Origin of the sequence: Desulfobulbus rhabdoformis (assembly GCF_016919065.1) — a bacterium.
Taxonomy (GTDB): Bacteria; Desulfobacterota; Desulfobulbia; order Desulfobulbales; family Desulfobulbaceae; genus Desulfobulbus; species Desulfobulbus rhabdoformis.
Genome location: NZ_JAFFQA010000020.1, coordinates 25,966 through 47,243 on the forward strand (window position 1 = coordinate 25,966; position 21,278 = coordinate 47,243).

The window sequence follows — 21,278 nt, forward strand, 5'->3', positions numbered from 1 at the left end:
TTGCAAAAGTAAATTTTTCATATTATCTAGGCGAGTTAACAGTGTTACAAATTCCCAATAAGTATTACAAAAGGAGAAAACAATCATGAACAAACGGTTTAACAGAACTCTGGCTCTTGCAGCAGCATCTACCTGGCTGCTGGTCCAGAGTGGCCCTGCGCTTGCCGGAGGCCCATCCACCCAAAGCGAAATCGATGAGCTGAAAGCGCAGGTGCTGATGCTGATGGAACAAAATCAACAACTCAATGCACGGCTTTCGGAGATGGAGCTCAATACTCCACACGCAACCACGACAAAAGCAGCCATTGAAGAAGAAGTTTCCCGACAGATGCAAGCCAAAAAACCTGGTCAATCCATCAATGATTATGTCAGCCTCAGCGGGTCAATTGAGGGAGATTACAAACTCTCACAGGGGCCGGATGGAGCCAATACCAGCGAATTTGTTCTAGACACGGTTGAGCTCATTTTAGAAGCGCAAATAACTGAGTGGGCCAGCGGGACCATTGTTATTGATTACGAAGGTGATGATGACGAGGAAGGTTTTTACCTGGATGAGGCGAATATAACCTTAGGGAAAACTGCTGATTTTCCCTTTTACCTCACTGCGGGTAAGCTGTACGTCCCCTTTGGCTATTTTGCCACCAATATGATCCAGGATCCGTTGACCCAACAACTTGGTGAAATTAATCCCAAAGGTGCAATTCTTGGGTACGAGGCCAATGGACTGACCGCAACAGTGTTCAGCTACAATGGTATTGACGAGGGAGATGCGGATAACGATACCATTAATGGATACGGAGCCTCACTCAGCTATGCAAACGAGCAAGAGAACATGGGATACAATGGTGGTATTGCCTATGTGAGCAATCTCGGGGATGCTGCGGAAATATCAGAATTTGTCGATGAAAACATTGCCAATGAGGCCCCGGCAATAGCACTCAACCTGGGTGCGCATTATGACGCATTCTCTGTTATTGGCGAATATATTGCAGCTCTCGACAGTTTTAATGCGGGTGTACTTGGCACCAACGATACCCCGGAGCCGAAAGCGTTGAATGTCGAAGTGGCCTACACCACTTCACTTATGGACAACGAAACCGTATTTGCGCTCGGATTCCAGACCACCTGGGAGGCGTATAACACAGAACTTCCGGAAAAACGATACATTGGTTCAGCTGCAATGAATGTATTTGAAGGAACAACCGTTGCCCTTGAATACTTTATTGACGAGTATTATCAGGCCCAGGGATCAGAAGACGATGGTTATGGTTTTACCACCCGGTTGACCTATGAATTCTAACTGATACAACAAATCCTGTATGTAATCGCTTTCTACAAAATCCGAGGAGCTCCAGGAAAAGACCTGAATCCGTGAGCATTCATCTGTGCGTCAGTTTCGTTGTTTGTGACGTACCGATTAAAGTACACTTTATCGGTATGTTGCAGGCAATGAAAGTGGCGTGCTGATGGATGTCCCAAGGGGCGGCGGGTGAAGTTGAACAACAAATGAATTAATTTAAAAATCCTTGTCCCATTAATTGGATATGCTTTTCAGTGACCACCCGCCGTCACGGATTCAGGGAAGAGTAATTCTGGAGCTCCCCGGTAGATGCCATAGTTGGTATCTTGAGAGTGGCCCCAAAAAAGAACAAGCCGAAACCTGATTGTTCCGACCTGCTCACACAATCAACGACATTGAAGCGTATTTTCAGTGATTTGCATCACTGGATTTATCATCATCTTTTGCCTCGATGGGTAAGGTAATGATAAAGGTGGCCCCCTCTCCAAGGGTACTTTCGACCTTCAAGGTCCCTCCATGTTTTTTACTGACCACATCATGCGCAATAGCCAACCCCTGACCGGTTCCCTTGCCCACTGTTTTGGTGGTAAAGAATGGATCAAAAACACGGCTGAGAATGTCTTCGGGGATGCCGACTCCGGTATCCCGAATAGAAATCTGCACATCCTCTCCCAGGGAGGTGGTGGATATTGCGATAAGCCCCTTCTCTGCACCTCCGCCTTCCTTAATCTTCGCTTCAATGGCATGGACGGCATTAACCAAAATATTAAGCAACACCTGTCCCAGCTCATCGGCCAGTGAAGAGACAAGGGGTAAATCCGGATCCAGGTCAGTCTGCACATCGGCTACATACTTCCACTCGTTGGAGGTGACAATGACCGTGGTTTCGATAAGCTTATTGATATCGTTCTTGGCCTTTTCCTTACTGCTGGGATGACTGAACTCCTTCATTGCCATGACAATGGAGGCTATACGTTTAACCCCCTCTTTACTCTGCTTTATGGCTGCCGGTGTTTCTTCTTCCAGATATTCCCAATCGACCTCGGTCATCAGCCCATTGACCATGGATTTGCTCAGTGAAATCGTATCCCCTTCCGTGCGCTCCACCTGGCGGTTAAGCATATGAATGATTCGCTGCATGCCCTCAAATGATTCACCGAGAAAATCTATATTAGAACCGATAAACTGGGTTGGCGTATTAATTTCATGAGCAATTCCGGCAGCAAGCTGGCCAACGGATTCCAATTTATTGGCATGAATCAGCTGTGACTGAGTAACTTGCAATTCCTTCAGTGCCTGTTTCAAGGCCTCGCCCTGCTGGCGCAGATGTTCCGTTTTTCGTTGGACAATACGCTCGAGTGAAAGATTTTGCGTCAGCAATTCCATGGTGGACCCGCCTCCGGCATACTGCTGTTCAACGGTATCCATCAAGACCTGGATCGTCTTGGCTTGAGCCATGAGTTTGGCGTGTAACGTTGCCAGATAATCTTCCTGCCTATTCATGCTTAGCCTCCCAAGGCTACGCCGGTAAAGGTCTGATTGACATGGAGTGAGTTATACTGCTCGCCATAGGTACTAAAACCAAAAACATGATTTTCTGCCATGAGCGAACCAATGGCCTTGTCAATATGGCGTTCCTCCATTTCCAATCGCCGCAATATGCAGTCACAGCCAAAAATAATTACAGGCTCTCCAATCTCCTCCCGCACATTTCGCAAGCATTGTTCAAGTGCTTCTTCAGCGGCTGTTCCCTCGCCAATGGTTAACACCAGCCCCTTGTCGATTGCACAGTAAAACTTGAGACTTCCATCTTCTTCCACCCCGGCAATCCCGCGAACGAAGTAGTCGTTACCAATACGCAACATCAGAGGGTAACGGGAAAAAACTGAAGCATTCAGGGCATCGACTTCAACCCCTACACAATCGGCATAGGCCTTTACCGCGGCTTCACCATTGATCTCCTGAACAAGCCGCCTTTCAGGAATAGCTTCCGTAATAACCAACCTTTTTTCAGTGGATTGGAAATGCTGGTGTTTAAACACTGTAAACGGCAGTGAAGTCATGCACAGTGTAAAAACCGCACAGTCCTGCAACAACTGACCATCGTAATACACGTAGGTGTTTTGAAAGCGGAGTTTGTCGCCAGCAGACCCACCAACAATGGGTACATCGCCAAGGGCACGATAGAGACTGGCGCTGACGGCTTCTTCCCGAGCTGACAACCCATCAACCAATAATAGACCAAATGCTTGTTGTTTCGAATACTGTAAGCGGTCATGAACGTCAGCGGCGATGACCTCAATTTGATCTGCCAGGTTATCCAGCGGATGGATCAGGTAAGGCACTGCCTTGAAATGATGGCTGTGCAGCCGCATGGCGCTGATCCCGTCTTTTTGAAACCCGTTCAGGGTAAGCTGACCTGCTGAAGAACAACCGATCACGGGTCCGGGGAGTTTTGAGAGTGTTTGGCATAATTCATTGTGATCGTAACTATCGGCAAAAAAGACCTGGGTCAGTTGCGGTGATTCCGTCATCCTGCCTGCTCCGATATCACATTGATTAAACAGTTCCTCCAGAGCCTGGGTTGGATCAGTGGCAGAGGAAGTCCCCTGACAAATGGTAACGCGAGAAGATTGAGACGTTTTGACGGGCATAATGTTCGTCACCTCTGTAGGCGTCCCCCATGAGGGTATGGGCAAGGGTGGTAAAAACGTTCTGCCGATAAGAGTGCAGCGCCTGTAATTCGAGCGAAGAGGAAGTGGGTTGACCAGCAAACGCTTACCGTGCTTTGCTAACAGGGTATCGCATTGATAGGAGAAAGTGAATGCGATTTGGCAGAAAAAAGGCCTCCAAGGAAGAATTTTACCTATGGAGGCCTTACGTAATAAGTGATTATGACACGGTTTTCAGCTCTTACCGAGCGTTAAGCAAAAGCATTCAGACAGTGCTCTGTTACACTTGGATAGCTTGGTTAAGAGGCTGTTGATGACGGAACATGGCGAACACCATTTTAACGATTATCGGCCCCTGCTTTTTGATGTCCACCATCTCAGGATTCATGACCCAGTTGGCGATAAGACCGTGAATCATGGAAAAGATGGTCACTGTTCCCAACTTTACATCAAAATCCTGGGGTATCTGTCCTCGCTTAATGGCATTGTTGAATACAATCTGTAACCCTTGGTAGCGCTCATGACGACATTGCTGATGTCGGTGGCGGATGGCTTCGGTATCCTTACTGCGATCACCCTCATCGAAAAGTATCCGAAAGAGCTGCTGCTGCAGCGTGTCGTCGACCATCCCAGCGAAAAACGATAGGTATAACTCTTCCATTTTTCCAAGGGGATCGGGTTCGTCAACGTTCTCACTGGCCTTGGTCAGTGGGGTATAAAATTCCAGGACCTGTTCCCAGAGCGAATTGAGTAGATCCGCCTTGTTGGCAAAATGCCAGTAAATGGCTCCCCTGGTAACGCCGGCCTCTTTGGCGATCTCGGTTAGGGAAGCATGGGCCACCCCTTTGCTGGCTATCACCCGTACAGCAGCTTCCATAATTGCTTTGCGGGTTTCCATGGCCTCTTCTTTGGTTCTCCGTGCCATTCTCCCTCCCTCACAAAACGTTAGCGTTGGTCTTCAGCTCTTGAGTACGCTCCTGCCAGCCTCCTCCAAGAACCTTGTAGAGGTTTATGCGATTGAGCATCTGGGCAAGCTGAAGTGATAAAAAGTTCTGGCGTGCGGTATAGAGTGAGCGTTGGGCATCAAGCAGGGTTAAAAAATTATCGAGTCCCTGTTCATAGCGCTCCTTGGCCAGCGTATAATACTTCTCATTGGCGGCCAGGTTTGCCTTCTGGGCGACTAACTGTCGATCATAGGTCTCTCCGGCAACCAGAGCATCAGCGACCTCGCGAAATGCACTTTGAATGGCGAGTTCATAGTTGGCAACGGATATATCCTTACTGATTTTGGCTAAATCCAATTCCGCCCGTAAACGACCAGCAGTAAAAATGGGCAGGCTGATACTGGGGGTAAACAGCCATGCTCCTGAGCCGGAATCAAAGAGGTCTGAAAGATCTCCGCTCATCTTGCCGGCAGAGGCGGTAAGACTGATGCTCGGAAAAAAGGCTGCCCGAGCCGCACCAATCTTGGCATTGGCCCCTTTGAGCGTGTGCTCTGCGGCCTGGATGTCAGGTCGCTGGAGCAAAACAGCTGAGGAAAGATGTGCTGGCGCTCTGGAAGGTGCAACCTGGGCCGTAAGCCCATGTTCTGACTCATCAAGCGCAGGTAAAGGACTGCCTGTAAGCAACATCAGGCTATTCACATCCTGAGCGACCTGGCGTTGATACATGGCAGAGTTGGCCCGGGCCGATTCAAGACTGGTTCTGGCCTGAGCCAGATCGAGCTGAGTAGCCATGCCCTCTTCGGATCGCTGCAGAATGAGTTGATACGACTCCTCTTCTGTCCGCATGGTGTCTTCGGTTATGGCCAGCAGCTCTTTATCTGCAAGCCAGGTTAAATAGGCGCCGGCAACCTCTGAGACCAGACTGATCTGGGCTGAGCGATGGGTCTCTTCCAGGGCCAGATAATTTTCCAGGGCCTGATCCTTGAGACTGCGAACCCGCCCAAAAAAATCAAGTTCGTAGGAAGACACCCCAACGGTTGCGTTATAATACTCCAGAGTTACATGGTTGCCGCCACTGTAGGTGCGTTGCTTGGTCCCTGAACCACTACCGCTTATACTGGGAAAAAGCTCAGAACGCTGAATTCTGTACTGGGCCTGATAACTGGCTACGTTTAATGCAGAAACCCTGAGATCCCTGTTGTTGACGAGTGCAGTTTTTATAATGGCCTGCAGCTGGGAATCGACAAAGAAATCCCGCCAACCGATTTCAGCACCGACTTCGGGCAGGCCTTTTACCCCACCGCTTGCCTGCCCAACGACTCCCGGTAAAGTATTAGCCACGGGTAAGGTCGGCTGAGTGTACTGGGGGGCCAGGGCACAGCCTCCCAACAGTGCCAACAATGCTGCGGAGACGACATATTTTGATGTTGAAAGAACCATCTCACACCTCCGAGGGAGAGCTAGTGTCTTCAATCTGCGCTCTTTCTGTTTTGAAAAGGCGGAGAACAAGAACAAAGAACAAAGGTATAAACACAATCGCCAGCACTGTGGCGGAAAACATACCTCCCAGCACACCGGTGCCAATGGCGTGGCGACTGTTTGCGCCAGCACCTGTACTGATTGCCAGGGGAAGTACACCAAGCATAAATGCCATGGAGGTCATGATAATAGGCCGCAGACGTAACCGACAAGCCTTGATGGTTGCATCCACAAGTTCTGCCCCCTTGTCATAACGTTGTTTGGCAAACTCGACAATAAGGATGGCGTTTTTAGCTGAGAGCCCAATAGTTGTGAGCAATCCGACCTGGAAATAAACATCGTTTTCCATGCCCCTGAAATAGGCTGCGGCAAGGGCGCCGAGAACGCCAAGCGGGACAGCAAGAATGACTGAAAATGGTACCGACCAGCTCTCATACAAGGCTGCAAGGCAAAGGAAGACCACAAGAATTGATATCGCATAAAGTGCAGGTGCTTGAGCACCGGCCTGTTGTTCCTGAAATGAGGCACCGGTCCATTCATAGCCCACACCGGCAGGCAATTTTCCGACCAACTCTCCGACAATCCGCATGGCGTCACCACTGGATTTTCCGGGAGCAGCCTCACCCACGATTTCAACGGCGGAGTTACCGTTATACCGTTCCAAGCGTGGTGAACCAATGCTCCAGTGCCCAGAGCTGAATGTAGTAAAGGGGACCATTCCCCCGCTGCTGTTACGCACATACCAGAGTTTCAAATCCTCAGGCTGCATACGATACGGTGCATCGGCCTGAACATAGACCTTCTTCACACGTCCCCTGTGCACAAAATCGTTTACATAGTTGGACCCCCAGGCAGTCGATAGGGTGGTGTTGATATCACTGACAGATACCCCTAAAGCCATGGCCTTTTCGAAATCAATATCAACGTTATACTGGGGGGTATCCTCCATGCCATTGGGGCGTACCCGTACAAGATTGGGGTTTTGTGCTGCCATCCCAAGAAACATGTTTCTTGCCTGGATCAGTTTCTCGTGTCCCAATCCTCCTCGATCCTGCAGGTAAAAGTCAAACCCGGAAGATGTACCAAGCGAAGGAATCGAAGGGAGGTTAAAGGGATAGACCATCGCATCTTTAATCCCTGAAAAAGCCCCAAAGGCTCTGTGAATCACGTCAAAAACGGATTGCCCTTCTCCCTTGCGTTCACTCCAATCGTGTAGCTGGGCAAAGACCATTCCCATATTCTGTCCTGTACCCGCGAAACTGAAACCGGCAACGGTAAAGGCGGATTTGACGTTTTCTTTATCCTCAACCAAATAATAATCCCGAACCCGGTTCAGCACGGTCTGGGTTCGTTCCAGGGTTGCTCCTGTTGGGAGTTGCACCATGGTCAGAAAGACACCTTGATCCTCGGATGGTAAAAAGGAGGTGGGAAGCTTGGTAAAAAGAAATCCCATGCAGCCGATCAGCAAGAGATAAATGACGCCAAAACGCCCAGCGCGCTTGAGGACATAGCCAACGGTTGACTTATAGGTATCGGCACTGCGTTCAAAATTACGATTAAACCAGCCAAAAAAACCTTTTTTCTGTGCATGCTGCTCTTTGCTCACCGGTTTGAGAATAGTTGCACAGAGCGCTGGAGTAAGAATCAGGGCGACCAGCACGGAAAGTACCATGGCCGAGACAATGGTCAGCGAAAACTGACGATAAATGGCACCGGTGGAACCACCAAAAAAAGCCATGGGCACAAAAACTGCCGAAAGCACCAGGGCAATACCTATAAGAGCGCCGGTAATCTGGTCCATGGACCTACGCGTGGCCTCAAGGGGGGACAACCCGTGACTGGCCATAATACGTTCTACGTTTTCAACCACAACAATGGCATCATCAACCAAGAGCCCAATGGCCAGAACCAAGCCGAACATCGTCAGCGTGTTGATGGAAAAGCCAAATGCGGACATAACGCCAAAGGTTCCTAAAAGTACGACAGGAACAGCAATGGTCGGGATGAGGGTTGCCCGAAAATTCTGCAAAAAGAGAAACATTACCAAGAAGACCAGAATAACGGCCTCTACAAGGGTATGGGCGACTTCCTCAATGGATAAACGAATAAAGGTTGTCGTGTCGTAGGGATAGACAATGGAGACACCGGCAGGAAAATAGGGCTTGAGTTCTTGGAGCTTCGCCCGAACCGCATCTGCAGTATCCAGAGCGTTTGCCCCGGTCGCCAGCATGATCGCCATACCAGCCGCGGGTTTTCCGTTAAAGGTGGTCTGCGTATCGTAGCTCTCCCCACCGATTTCAACACGGGCCACGTCTTTCAGGCGGGTCTGGGATCCATCGCTGTTCACCCGGAGGAGAATATTGGTAAATTCTTCCGGTGTTTTCATTTTGGTTTGGGCCATCATACTCGCTGTCACCAACTGCCCGGAAACAGAGGGAACACCACCGAGGTCGCCAACCGTGACCTGGTTGTTCTGTGCTTGGATCGCTGCGCTTACATCTGAAGGTGTCAGCTGATAGGCATTGAGTTTGTGGGGATCAAGCCAAATGCGCATGGCGTATTGGCTCCCAAAAATCTGTATTGATCCAACCCCAGGAGTACGGCTCAAAGGATCCCGTAGAGTGGAAACCATGAAATCCGAGAGATCGTTTTTTCCCATGGTTCCATCTTCGGAGATCAACCCCACGATCATGAGGAAGGTGGAGTTTGATTTTGTTACCTGTACCCCTTCCTGCTGTACTTCCTGGGGGAGAAGGCTGGTCGCCTGCTGCAGTTTATTTTGTACCTGCACCTGAGCAATATCGGGATCGGTACCGGCTTCAAAAGTGAGTGTCACGGTCACGGTTCCTGAAGAGGAACTTTGCGAGTTCATATAGAGCAGATGATCAAGTCCGTTCATGTTCTGCTCAATGATTTGGGTGACACTATCCTCAATGGTCTGGGCAGAGGCGCCAGGATACTTTCCTGAAATCTGTACCGATGGTGGCGCAATTTCAGGATACTGGGCTATGGGCAGACGAAGGATTGACAATGCCCCAGCCAACATAATGACAATGGCAATAACCCATGCAAAGATGGGCCTATCTATAAAAAATCGAGCCATGGCTTACTCCGTATGTGTGCCTGTTTGAACTGGCCCGGTTTGCACGATGGAGGGTTTCATTTCCTCCTGTACGGGTTTAACCGGCATACCAACACGAACTTTTTGCAAACCGGAGACAATAATCTGCTCACCTGCTTGCAATCCCTTTGTGACCAGAACGCGTTTGCCGATGTTTTGATCGGTTTCGATAATTTTAGTGGCAACCATGGAATTTTTATCGACAACCATGACAGTCGCTTCGCTTTTTGCATTCCGCTGGATACTGACGGCGGGAACCAACAATGCATCCGGTTTCAACCCTTTATCAATACGCGCGCGAACAAACATTCCTGGCAGCAGTTCTTGCTGTGGATTGGCAACAAGAGCACGCAGGGTTACGGTTCCAGTGGTTTGATTGACAGTGACATCGGAAAATTCCAGGTTTCCCGTTTCACCGTATTCTGTTCCATCATCAAGAATAACAGTGACAGCGGAATGCGGTTGTTCTCCACCTTCGGCCAGTCCTGCCGCTACTTCTCTTTTCAGGCGGATTAATTCGGTGCTGGATTGGTTCACATCAACATACATGGGATCGAGTTGCTGAATTGTTGCCAATGCCGAGCCCTGTTGGGCAGTCACTAGTGCACCTTCAGTCACCTGGGATTTACCAATACGACCGCTAATAGGTGCCGTCACCTTGGTATAGTTCAGGTTGATTTTGGCTGCGTCTAAAGCAGCTTTTGCGGCAGCAACATCGGCGACCGACTGCTTCCATGTGGCCTCCATCTCTATTTGCTCCTGTTCACTGACCGCCTTGGTTCGTACCAAAACCCGGTAGCGATCGGCTTTGATTTTATCGGAGCGCTCTTTCGCCTTTGCTTTTGCAAGAGCCGCCTTGGCGCTATCGTACGCTGCCTGATAGGTTGCCGGATCAATCTGATACAAGAGCTGTCCGGCTTCCACCACAGATCCTTCGGTGAATAGTCGTTTTTGTATAATACCGCTTACCTGTGGCCGAACTTCGGCAATGCGAAATGCGGCCGTTCGCCCTGGCAGTTCAACTGAGAGCTCGACAGGTTCTTTTTTCAGGGTCACAACTCCGACTTCCTGAGGAGGCTGTTCCAACTGTTTCGACTCATCCCCTTTTTCACAACTACTGAGGAGAAGCCCAAAAGCAAGAGCAACCACCCAAATCATTGTATGTTTCTGTATCTTTTCCATTGAGTTCCTTCTAACTCCATATTTGCTATCTTTTTAAGCGAGTGGACAATGTAAGCAAATTTCAAACAGCGGCCTTTATACATACATTTACGAATGTATGCAAACAGATTTTATGCATAGAGTAAAATATTGCAAGAATAATTTTCATTCCCCCTGAAAAAGGGAATGAAATCTTAATAATGAGCAAAACAGAACCTTTCTTCATGGGAATGTGGTCCAATTTCGCATGCGAAAAAGAACCAAATATTGTGAAGAAATGAAAAAGCCCAGGGGGGTACCCCGGGCTTTAGTGTGTCTTAAACAATTAGATATCTTAATCGATGTCAGGTGCGGGCAAAACTCCGATGAGAAAATCTAGTGCATTATTCGGAGGCTGGAACAATAAGCAATTATTCAAGAGTTCTTTTAGGATGAACTCGGAGACGATTGGCTCTTATTCAACTGTTACACTCTTAGCGAGATTCCGAGGCTGGTCAACATCACACCCTCGACGATTGGCGATTTCATACGCAAGCAGTTGGGAGGGAATCGTGTAGAGTATTGGCATGAGGTCTTCACGAACGTGAGGTAGGTAGACAACATCTTCCGTCAAGCTTGCCAGGTGTTCATCGCCCTCTGTTCCGATTAAAACCAAACGGCCCTGTCGAGCTTTAATTTCTTCAACATTGGAAATGGTTTTCTGGTACACCGTGTCTTTGGGCACCAAGGCGACAATAGGCATTTCCTGATCAATTAGCGCTATGGGGCCATGCTTCAACTCACCTGCGGCATACCCTTCTGCATGAATATAAGAAATCTCCTTGAGTTTGAGGGCCCCCTCCAGGGCAATGGGAAAATTCAAACCGCGGCCGACAAAGAGAAAATCCTTGGCTGCATAGTACCGCTCTACCAGTTCCTGCACATCCTTCTGCATGCGTGGGAGATCACTCTCAATGAGATTGGCCACATCGATCAGAGCGTTGCCCAATTTTTTCTGCGTTACCGGGTCGATGACGCCACGGACTTGGCCTAAATACAGAGTCAGCAGGAAGAGCGCTGCCAACTGACAGGTAAAGGCCTTTGTTGAAGCCACGCCGATTTCTGGGCCTGCGTGGGTATAAATAACGCCATCTGCCTCGCGGGTCATTGTGGAACCAACTACGTTACAAACGGTGATGACTTTGGACCCCAGTTCAGCTGCCCGACGAATACCGGCGAGAGTGTCAGCGGTTTCGCCGGATTGAGAAATAGCAACGGTTAATACACGTTCGTTGACGAGCAACTTCCGATAGCGAAACTCTGATGCAATATCCACCTCAACAGGAATACCGGCATATTTTTCGATCCAATATTTGGCTACCAACGCCGCATGCCATGAAGTGCCACAGGCGACAAGCGCAATGCGATCGATGGTGTTAATGGTCGCAGGGTCAAGTCCAATTTCAGGGAGATCCACCACACCAGTATCCGGGACGATTCGGCCGCTGACCGTATTAAGAATCGCCTGGGGTTGTTCGAAAATCTCTTTCAACATGAAATGACGGTAGCCGGCTTTTTCAGCCATTGAGGCATTCCAGTCTATGGTCGTCACTTCTTTTGTCAGTGGTACCCCATCTTCAATTTGAAGGATGGAGTATTCTCCCCTGCGGAGTACCGCCATTTCCTGGTCATCAAGAAAGATAACCTCTCTTGTATAAGGTAGCAGTGCTGGGATATCCGAGGCGATGTAACATGCATCCTCCCCCACTCCCATCACTAGAGGACTTTGATTGCGCGCAGCAACCAACAGTTCAGGCTCCCGAGCCCAGAGGACCCCGATTGCATAGGATCCGTCAACTCGAGAAAGTGCGGTGCGCACGGCAGCAACCAAATCCCCATCTAGGCAGTCTTCGATCAGATGAGCAAGAACCTCGGTATCCGTCTCAGAGACGAAAGTATGGCCTTTGGCAATAAGCTCATTTTTCAAGGCATTGTAATTTTCAATAATCCCATTATGCACAACCACAATCTCACCCTTGCAATCGGTATGGGGATGAGCATTGTTTTCCGTGGGCGCACCGTGGGTGGCCCAGCGAGTGTGACCAAGCCCGGTACCGCTGGCGACACCTATGTGTTCATCAACAACCCCTTCAAGGTTGACCAGTTTGCCTTTTGCTCGATGCCGAACAAGTTCGCCATTATGCTGGTAGACAAGCCCGGCTGAATCGTAACCACGGTATTCAAGACGGCGTAATCCTTCAAGGAGAACCGGCACAACTCTTCTTGGGCCAACGTATCCAACTATTCCACACATAAGTCATTCCTTTGGTAAAGGTCGTATTGAATTTGTTGATATTTTTGCACTATCAACGAGCAGCGCGAAAAATGCAAGAAGTACGACACCTCCTGAGGAGGATTATTTCCAAACAAATCATAGAGATTTTTTGGTTTATCCTGGCCTTTTTGGGTGCATATAAGCAGCATTCACGGTAAAAGAACTCCCCATTTGGCATAATCATACAAAAAAATTTGATTTCGTCGCCAAAAAGGGTACCCTCTTTTTATATTTATACTTTTTTGCCACTGGATGGATTATGGACGAACGACAACGACTCAAAGAACTTTTACTGCAGAAATCCTACAGAGAGGGCACTTTCACCCTCACCTCCGGTAAAACTTCTGACTTTTACGTGGACGGAAAACAAACCACACTTGATGCTGAGGGGAGCTACCTCTGTGGTCGTCTTCTCTACGAACTCATTCAAGAGCATACAGAGCCTATTCTGGGTGTTGGTGGCATGACCTTAGGGGCCGATCCGCTGGTGACGGCTGTATCACTGGTCAGTTACCTGGAAAAATCGCCAATTCCCGCTTTTATTGTCCGCAAGGAAGCCAAAGGGCATGGTACCGGCAACTACATTGAGGGAAAAAGCAATCTTCACCCCGGAGGCCTTGTCGCCCTTGTTGAAGATGTGGTCACCACCGGTGGAACCTTGATCAAAGTAATCGAACGGGTTGAAAATGAAGGCTTCAAAGTCGGCCTGGTGGCAACGATTGTTGATCGCCAGGAAGGTGGAGCTGAAGTGCTTGCAGAGAAGGGATATCCCTTAAAGGCGGTATTTACCCGCGAACAACTCATAGGAAAGGCCAATCAGACGTGAACTGTCGAGAATGTGGTGAACGATTAGAGGTCGAGCGACGGTGCCGCCAGGTGCGGCTCCGTTGCCAAGGCTGTCATAAAGAGTATCAAATCCATGAGGTAGCTGCTGATTTGGATCCGGAGACTGAAGCCCTCCTTGAGCGCTATACCTGCATAATCTATGATTGATCCGAATTTCAATGATTAAGGTTTACGTACGCGAAAACAACATCGCAACAATTGTTTGCCCGAAATGTAGAGCGACCAAACATTTTGATGCAGGAAAATATCGACATCAGCGGCATAAATTTTCTGTGCGTTGCCGCTGTCAGAATGTTTTTACCGTTCAGCTTGATTTTCGTCGGAACTTTCGTAAACAGACCAGTCTCCATGGTACGTATGAGGTACTCAATAAAGGCGCCCATGGAGGGGGAATCATTCACATTACCAATATTTCTCGGGGAGGATTGGGATTTACCGTGTCAGGCCTGCATGATATTCAAAAAGGGCAACTGGTCCAGGTTGAATTTCAGCTCAACGATAAAAAGAAAACAGTGCTGAACAAACAGGCGGTAATCCGTACGGTTGATAAAAACTCTATTGGCTGTGAGTTCTGCTACAACACTGACACGGACAAGGCGCTTGGTTTTTTTCTACAAAACTGATATTTTTTAAACTCTTTTTTTTCACAACTTCTCTTTAGTTACTCTTCCTTCCTCTCTTCTTCATGTTTTGTCTCCCAACTCGTTTGTAGCTCTTTGCCTACAATCAGCCGCAGCTCTTGCTCGACGCGAAGCAGGAGTATATCCAAAGTCGAAGCATCAATTGCACTGATCCCCACTCCATCTTGCAAATGGGAAAATTTTTGCACCTCATCTGCTGGAAGTTGATCAATTTTATTAAACACCTTTAAACAAGGAATGGTGTCGAGTTCCAATTCAGCCAGAAGCTTTTCAACGACATCAACCTGTTGCGGCCAAAGTGGATTGGAAACATCAACTACATGCAACAGCAGATCAGCCTCAAAGAGTTCTTCCAGGGTCGATTCAAAGGCCTTAAGGAGTTCACTGGGCAGATTACGAATAAACCCAACCGTATCCGTGATGATTACTTCCATGTCTTCGGGAAAACGCAATCGCCTGGAGGTCGGGTCCAGCGTGGCAAACAGCAGGTCTTCTGCTTGAATATCGGACTTTGTCAGTGTGTTAAGCAACGTTGACTTTCCGGCATTGGTATACCCGACCAAAGAAATGACAGGTACATCTCGTTTACGACGACGATTGCGCCGATGATACCGTTGCGCTCCCACGGATTTTAGCTCTTTCCCCAGTCGGGCAATTCGGTCGTTAATCCGGCGTTTATCAATTTCCAACCGGGTTTCACCGGGGCCACGAGCGCCGATTCCACCTGTGAGGCGGGAGAGAGCATCGTCACGAGTGGTAAGTTTAGGCAGCATATATTTGAGTTGTGCCATCTCAATTTGAAGCTTGCCCTCACGGGAGCGAGCACGATGGGCAAAAATATCGAGAATGAGCTGCGTCCTGTCAATAACCCGTAGATCAGTATGATTGGTGACCGAGCGTATCTGGGACGGGCTGAGTTCCTGATCAAAAAGAAGCAAATTAGCTCCTAAACGCAAACTCATTAAAACAATCTCAACCAGCTTTCCTCGGCCGAGAATAAAACGAGGATGTATAGATTTTCTGCGTTGTATGACCTGCCCCAACACTTCAACCCCGGCAGAGCGAGCAAGTTCGACCAATTCATCCATGGAGTCTTCCGCCTGCGATCGATTCCCTGTGGTCACCGAAATCAGAATAGCTCGATCCTTCCCCATATCAACTTGACGAGTGGGGCGCTCACGCACAAATTCCTCTTCCAGAGCCTCAATAAGTTCAAGGCAGGAGAGCTGTTGGTGGGCGGGGTGTACAGGTGCAAGACTTGCCCAATCTTTCCCATCTATCTGCTTAGGGATGAGGTGAACAGTGTGCAGAAGGTCAGGCAATCCATCACGCAGCGTCAGAGAAGACATCAGATCAAGGCGTAAACAGGCCAGGTCCATAATGTCTTCTTCATTGATCGGTGTGGATGGACCAAGAACGGTATGAACACAGCGAAGACCACGAAGTCGACCACCCGAGGTTCGAATAGTGGAAAGGGCGGGAATAACTATGCGATCGTAGTCCCCAATAATGACGGATTCTATCTGTCCTGAACGATGAATCAGCAGGCCTATACGGCGGTTGAGTGCTGTTGAGATGGAAGCAAGAGAACGGGCGGTTTCCCTGCCCAATATTTCATCCGGTGTCCCCTTTTTCTGGGCAAGCCGTTCAAGGTCCTTGAGTTGCTTGGGTTTGAGCCCGCCGGTGTTGCCAGTAACAGTTGCGATGAGAAACACTCCTCTATATAAACAAAATAAACAAAGCTTCGTCTGGTTGCAGCGCTCCCCTGCCCCCCAGTATTATTCGGTTAACAGAAAAAAACTAACAGGGGGCACTTCCAGGAGTCCTTGGGAAAGCTATAACATCGCGAATATTCTGCATGCCGGTGACAAACTGAACTAAACGCTCAAAGCCAAGTCCAAAACCGGCGTGGGGCACAGAGCCATAGCGACGCAGATCAAGATACCAGCCATACTCCTCCAAATTAAGCCCAGAGGCTTGCATACGTCCAGCCAACACATCGTAACGTTCTTCACGCTGTGAACCACCGACCAGTTCACCAATACCTGCAACCAGGATATCCATAGCGGCAACCGTGTTGCCGCCATCATCGAGCCGCATATAAAATGGCTTGATTTCAGATGGATAGTTTGTAACGATGACTGGTGCCTTGGCAACCTGCTCACAAAGAAAGCGTTCGTGTTCGGCCTGCAGGTCGCTTCCCCAATGGAGTGGGTATTCAAAAGACTGGCCGGACTGTAACAGGGTGTCCACCGCCTCTGTGTAGGTCATAGGAACAAAGGGTTGGTCCCGTACCTGTGTGAGTCGATCAATGAGTCCCCGAGAGACATGTTGATCAAATAAGCCAAGATCATCACCACACTCGTCCAATGCCGCGCTGACAAGGAATTTAATCATAGCCTCTGCGACTTGCATATCGCCAGTCAGATCGCAGAAGGCCATCTCAGGTTCCAGCATCCAAAACTCTGCGAGATGACGACTTGTGTTTGAATTCTCAGCGCGGAATGTTGGCCCAAAGGTGTAGACACGCCCGTGTGACTGGGCAAAAATTTCAGCCTGCAGCTGACCGCTGACCGTGAGTCCAGCTCGACGCCCGAAAAAATCTTGCCCAAAAGGATCATTGCCTGAAAAAACAGACGGCTCCAAAGACGTTACCGTGAACATCTCCCCAGCCCCTTCACAATCCGAAGTGGTTATTATGGGAGTATGTACCTGAATAAACCCCTGTTCCTGAAAGAAACGATGTACAGCATGGCTGAGCACACTCCGTACACGAGTCACGGCGCCCAATGCATTGGTTCTTGGTCGCAAATGAGCGATAGAACGAAGAAACTCTAAGCTATGCCGTTTTTTCTGTAACGGATAGGTCGCAGGTTCTGCCCAACCTAAGACCTCGACCTCACTCGCCTGAAGTTCGACTGTCTGTCCTTTGGCAGGAGAAGTGACCAAGATCCCATGCACTCGCAACGAACAGCCTGTAGTGAGTTTTTTGATTGTTGATACGTAATTCTCTATCCCCTCATCCACCACGACTTGCAAGGATTTGAGACAGGAACCATCATTGAGTTCAAGAAAAGAACATGCGCCGGTATCCCGACGCGTACGTAACCACCCCTGGACAACCACCGAAGAGTCAACTGGTTGCTGCGTAAGAATATCGGCTATTTGTTGCCCTAGCAGTTTCATAGCGCCCTCATTCTTTGTTTCGCCCTTTTTTAGAAATGGGCGGTATCCTTATACAGAGAGCAGGTTACCTGTCTCATCTTCCACTAAGCCAACGACAATGATCCCAGCATCATTGGCCGCCTTGACCATAGCCTCACGGTCAAAAAGCAGCGATTGCCCTGCCTCGACCGCCAGAAGCGCTCCCTGAACAGAAGCCAAAGTTTTGATGGTTTGTATACCGGTTGCAGGCAGATCAAAGCGAAAGTCCTGGCCTGGTTTCTTTAATTTAACAACCACGGCTCCGGTTTTTCCCAGTTCACCCCCACGCCGTATTGTAGCGTCGGTTCCCTCTATGGCTTCAACAGCGAGCACGCTTCGATCACGGACCACGATACATTGTCCGATATCAAGCCTGCCAATTTCGCGGGCAATCTTCCAACCGAATTTGATATCTTCCCAATGACTTTCGGTGGGTTTTTTGCGCGTGAGTATTCCCCGAGGAAAAAACAAGTGTTCCAAATAGCAGGTTGAAGGAATCACCTGAATTCCTTCTGCTTCAAGGGCTCCGGCTACAGAGCGGAGGATGGCATCATCCTGGCGGGCATCTATCTTGTTCCACAGGGTTAATCCTTTGAAATCAGGGAGGATATCACGAAAAATTCTGGTTTTGGTAATAGTACCGGCAAAAACAGTTTCCTCGACTCCCTGCTGATGAAAAAATTTGATAATTTTCCCTAATTGCCCGAGCTTAACCCAACAAAGTTTGTCCGTCTTGCCCTCAATCTGTACATCGGTTTCATGCTGATGGGCAATGGCTACAACCTTGCGCCCACGAGCACGGGCAGCCTCTGCAAACAAAAGAGGAAACTGTCCACCACCTGCTATCAGCCCTATGGGGGGCATGTTTTCTTGATCAGTCATCCAGGGTACGTTTAACAACACCACGTTTACTGGAATGGAAAAACTGAACCATTTTTTGGACTTCTGCACAGTCTTTCATTTCATCCTCAAGCTGCGCCAAAGCATCTTTAAGGAGAATTTCTGGTGATCTAAAGAGCAGACGAAAGCTTTCTTCAAGCTTCTTGATGGTCTCACGACTAATACCGGCACGGCGCAAACCAATTTTATTGATGCTGGAAATTCTCATCTGGTTACGGGTTCCTTCCATGATGACGAATGGAGGAACATCAAGACCAATACCGGACATACCGCCTATATAGGCATAATCACCAATACGGCAAAATTGATGCACAGCAACCAGACCACCTAAATTGGCATGGCTCCCGATCTCAACATGTCCGGCAAGAGTTGCAACATTTGCCATAATAACGTGATCAGCAAGAATGCAATCATGGGCAATATGGCAATAGGCCATGATCATATTATTATTCCCCAGCACGGTCTTGCCATCGGCCTTGACTGTGGCACGGTGAATGGAGACGTATTCACGAATCTGGTTGCCATCACCGATGATCAGTTCGGTAGGCTCCCCTTTATAATGGATATCCTGGGGGGGGGCCCCTATTGTTGCAAAGGAACCGATGGTGTTATTCGCCCCCATGGTGGTATTGCCGGAGACGACTGCGTGGGCTCCGATACGTGAATTCGCCCCTATTTTAACCGGTCCTTCAATCACCGCATAGGGTTCAACGATGACAGATGAATCAAGTTCCGCTTGAGAGTCAATGACCGCTGTCGGATGTATAGTCATAAAAAATCCTTAAAAATAAACAAGAAGAAGCTCTTTTGTCTCGGCTCCGTTTTCAATATTCGACGCTCAACTGGTACAACCAATCAAGAGCCTGACGTTCATTAAGCAAAACTTGCCATCAGTTCGGCCTCTGCAGCCACCTGATCATCTACATAGGCCTTGCCCGCCATTTTAATTACTTTTCCTTTCTGCTTGAGCATCTCAAGTTTGAGTACCAACTGATCGCCAGGTCGGACAACGCGGCGGAAACGAGCTTTGTCCAATCCCGCAAAGTACACCAGACGACCGATCATGGCCTCATCGGTAAGACAGGCGAGAATCCCCCCAACCTGCGCCATGGCCTCCAAAATGAGGACCCCGGGCATTACTGGTTCTCCAGGAAAGTGCCCTTGGAAAAAAGGTTCATTTATCGTGACGTTTTTGATTCCGGTTATGGTTTTCCCCTGGTCCAGTTCGACAATCCGATCCACTAAGAGAAAAGGATAGCGATGGGGTAAAATTTCCATAATTTGTTTTATATCAACAGGCAGTTCTATTTCCATATTCTGCTTTATCCTTAAGTATCTGTTGGTTGCTCAGTGGACTCAATGATTGTTTTCAGTTGCTCCACCTCTTTACGCAAACGACGCATTTCTTTCATCATTTCAGGCAATCGATTGTAAGCCGCTGCTGAACGCCCCCATTTTTTAACATCAATTGCAGGAATTCCTCCAAGCATCGCTCCCCGTGGCTGGCTGTTGTGGATACCGCTCATGGCTGCCGCCATCACCTGGTCATCAAGACGGAGGTGGCCGGCAACTCCGGTTTTGGCCCCAAGGACGACATTGCGCCCCAAAGTTGTGCTCCCGGCGATTCCCACCTGGGCAACAAGCACTGAATTTTCGCCTACGACCACATTATGTCCGACCATGGCCAGGTTATCAATTCGTGTGCCGGATTTAATCCAGGTTACACCAAAGGCCGCACGATCAACACAGCTATTGGCACCGATTTCAACATCATCATCCACACGTACGATACCGACTTGTGGTTTTTTGTGATGAAACCCCATTTTATCAGTGGCAAAACCAAAACCATCACTGCCAATGACTACGCCATGATACAAGATCACCCGTTTTCCTATAATGCAGTCATGGGTAACTGTTACATTGGCATACAGGACCGTATCATCACCTATACTGACACCATCTTCGATGACGACACCGGGATGAAGGGTAACGTGTTGCCCCAGGCACACATTATTTCCCACACTGACCAGCGGGCCAATGCTCACCTCCTCAGGGATTGTGCAACCCTGCCCAATAACCGCAGAGGGATGAATGCCTGTCGCTGTAAAGGGCACGGTAACCAGAGCTAAATGAATCTTTGCTGCTGCAACCGAAGGGTTTTCGCAAAGGATGAGAGGAAGCGAGGCTTCATCACTCGCTGCTGGCGCTATACAGGCCGAGGCTTTGCAGGTATCAGGAAGTGGAAACTGCTTTGACTCCAGGACAAAAGTTATCTCACCTTCTGTTGCGTATTCGATGCCATTCAACCCATGAATTCGCACATTGGGGTCGCCTTGAACCTGCCCGCCGACCATTTCTGCGAGCTGTTGTAAAGTATATTGTTGCTCCACTTTGAGTGACACTCCGTGGGAAGAATTGAAGGGAATATTGAATAATTGCTTTTTCTGCCAATCTCTGCGTCATACTCAAAATTTTATCCTCGGAGGTAAGCGAAGACTCCGATATCAGCTATATGCCTGTGGTAAAATTTTTCACAATCCTTGACCTTGATTGAAAAATCTAATTATTCAAGACACCCTGAAATAATGAAAATCGTAAAAACTGTTGGGTGACAATCAACAGGGGATAAACGAAACTGCCGGACTGACCAGAAGTCGAACAAACCTCTGATGCATCCACGCACTAACACGGCCCTC

General features: G+C 48.7%; 17 protein-coding genes. 4 read left to right on the plus strand and 13 right to left on the minus strand.

What is annotated here, in order from left to right:
* Positions 1-85 precede the first annotated feature (85 nt).
* Entirely contained in the window at positions 86-1,300 is a 1,215-nt protein-coding gene (locus tag JWJ90_RS11770; RefSeq protein ID WP_205227423.1) for an LbtU family siderophore porin, read from the plus strand.
* A gap of 408 nt (positions 1,301-1,708) precedes the next feature.
* Here JWJ90_RS11770 and JWJ90_RS11775 read toward each other — a convergent pair whose 3' ends face one another.
* The 7 genes from JWJ90_RS11775 to glmS all read right to left on the minus strand — a co-directional run bounded on the left by JWJ90_RS11775 (position 1,709) and on the right by glmS (position 12,970).
* The gene (locus JWJ90_RS11775) at positions 1,709-2,803 is read right to left on the minus strand and encodes a sensor histidine kinase (RefSeq protein WP_205227424.1); all 1,095 of its coding nucleotides are present in this window, start codon (positions 2,801-2,803) and stop codon (positions 1,709-1,711) included.
* Between the two features lie 2 nt (positions 2,804-2,805).
* Positions 2,806-3,954: an FIST N-terminal domain-containing protein gene (locus JWJ90_RS11780; RefSeq protein ID WP_205227425.1), complete on the minus strand. Its 1,149-nt coding sequence runs from the start codon at positions 3,952-3,954 to the stop codon at positions 2,806-2,808.
* Between the two features lie 298 nt (positions 3,955-4,252).
* Positions 4,253-4,897, minus strand: coding sequence for a TetR family transcriptional regulator (locus JWJ90_RS11785; RefSeq protein WP_205227426.1), 645 nt, complete (start codon positions 4,895-4,897; stop codon positions 4,253-4,255).
* 10 nt (positions 4,898-4,907) lie between these two features.
* Positions 4,908-6,356: an efflux transporter outer membrane subunit gene (locus JWJ90_RS11790; protein WP_205227427.1), complete on the minus strand. Its 1,449-nt coding sequence runs from the start codon at positions 6,354-6,356 to the stop codon at positions 4,908-4,910.
* 1 nt (position 6,357) lies between these two features.
* Complete coding sequence (locus JWJ90_RS11795) at positions 6,358-9,498, minus strand: efflux RND transporter permease subunit (RefSeq protein ID WP_205227428.1); 3,141 nt, start codon at positions 9,496-9,498, stop codon at positions 6,358-6,360.
* A 3-nt stretch (positions 9,499-9,501) separates the two neighbouring features.
* Positions 9,502-10,689 (minus strand): efflux RND transporter periplasmic adaptor subunit, encoded by a 1,188-nt coding sequence (locus JWJ90_RS11800; RefSeq protein WP_420828909.1) that lies wholly within the window; start codon positions 10,687-10,689, stop codon positions 9,502-9,504.
* 442 nt (positions 10,690-11,131) lie between these two features.
* Positions 11,132-12,970, minus strand: a complete 1,839-nt coding sequence (glmS, locus tag JWJ90_RS11805) for a glutamine--fructose-6-phosphate transaminase (isomerizing) (RefSeq protein ID WP_205227430.1) — start codon at positions 12,968-12,970, stop codon at positions 11,132-11,134.
* Positions 12,971-13,250: 280 nt separating this feature from the next.
* Here glmS and pyrE point away from each other — a divergent pair, with 280 nt between their 5' ends.
* Genes pyrE through JWJ90_RS11820 form a run of 3 tightly spaced genes read left to right on the plus strand, consistent with a single transcriptional unit; the run spans position 13,251 to position 14,460 of the window.
* Positions 13,251-13,817, plus strand: a complete 567-nt coding sequence (gene pyrE, locus JWJ90_RS11810) for an orotate phosphoribosyltransferase (RefSeq protein WP_205227431.1) — start codon at positions 13,251-13,253, stop codon at positions 13,815-13,817.
* Positions 13,814-13,984 (plus strand): dual CXXC motif small (seleno)protein, encoded by a 171-nt coding sequence (locus JWJ90_RS11815; RefSeq protein WP_205227432.1) that lies wholly within the window; start codon positions 13,814-13,816, stop codon positions 13,982-13,984. The genes pyrE and JWJ90_RS11815 overlap by 4 nt, the downstream gene beginning before the upstream one ends.
* Positions 13,985-13,995: 11 nt before the next feature.
* Positions 13,996-14,460, plus strand: a complete 465-nt coding sequence (locus JWJ90_RS11820) for a PilZ domain-containing protein (protein WP_205227433.1) — start codon at positions 13,996-13,998, stop codon at positions 14,458-14,460.
* Positions 14,461-14,498: 38 nt separating this feature from the next.
* Here JWJ90_RS11820 and hflX read toward each other — a convergent pair whose 3' ends face one another.
* From hflX to lpxD, 6 genes are all read right to left on the minus strand, one after another.
* Positions 14,499-16,193, minus strand: a complete 1,695-nt coding sequence (hflX, locus tag JWJ90_RS11825; protein ID WP_338032326.1) for a GTPase HflX — start codon at positions 16,191-16,193, stop codon at positions 14,499-14,501.
* Positions 16,194-16,278: 85 nt separating this feature from the next.
* Positions 16,279-17,664 (minus strand): asparagine--tRNA ligase, encoded by a 1,386-nt coding sequence (gene asnS, locus JWJ90_RS11830; protein WP_205227434.1) that lies wholly within the window; start codon positions 17,662-17,664, stop codon positions 16,279-16,281.
* Positions 17,665-17,712: 48 nt separating this feature from the next.
* Positions 17,713-18,564: an LpxI family protein gene (locus tag JWJ90_RS11835; protein WP_205227435.1), complete on the minus strand. Its 852-nt coding sequence runs from the start codon at positions 18,562-18,564 to the stop codon at positions 17,713-17,715.
* Positions 18,557-19,354, minus strand: coding sequence for an acyl-ACP--UDP-N-acetylglucosamine O-acyltransferase (gene lpxA / locus JWJ90_RS11840; RefSeq protein WP_205227436.1), 798 nt, complete (start codon positions 19,352-19,354; stop codon positions 18,557-18,559). Before lpxA ends, JWJ90_RS11835 begins: the two co-directional genes overlap by 8 nt.
* Positions 19,355-19,455: 101 nt before the next feature.
* Positions 19,456-19,896 carry a 3-hydroxyacyl-ACP dehydratase FabZ gene (fabZ, locus tag JWJ90_RS11845; RefSeq protein ID WP_205227437.1) on the minus strand — a complete coding sequence of 147 codons (441 nt, stop codon included), beginning with the start codon at positions 19,894-19,896 and terminating at the stop codon, positions 19,456-19,458.
* 14 nt (positions 19,897-19,910) lie between these two features.
* Positions 19,911-20,972 carry a UDP-3-O-(3-hydroxymyristoyl)glucosamine N-acyltransferase gene (gene lpxD, locus JWJ90_RS11850; RefSeq protein WP_205227438.1) on the minus strand — a complete coding sequence of 354 codons (1,062 nt, stop codon included), beginning with the start codon at positions 20,970-20,972 and terminating at the stop codon, positions 19,911-19,913.
* Positions 20,973-21,278: the final 306 nt, after the last annotated feature.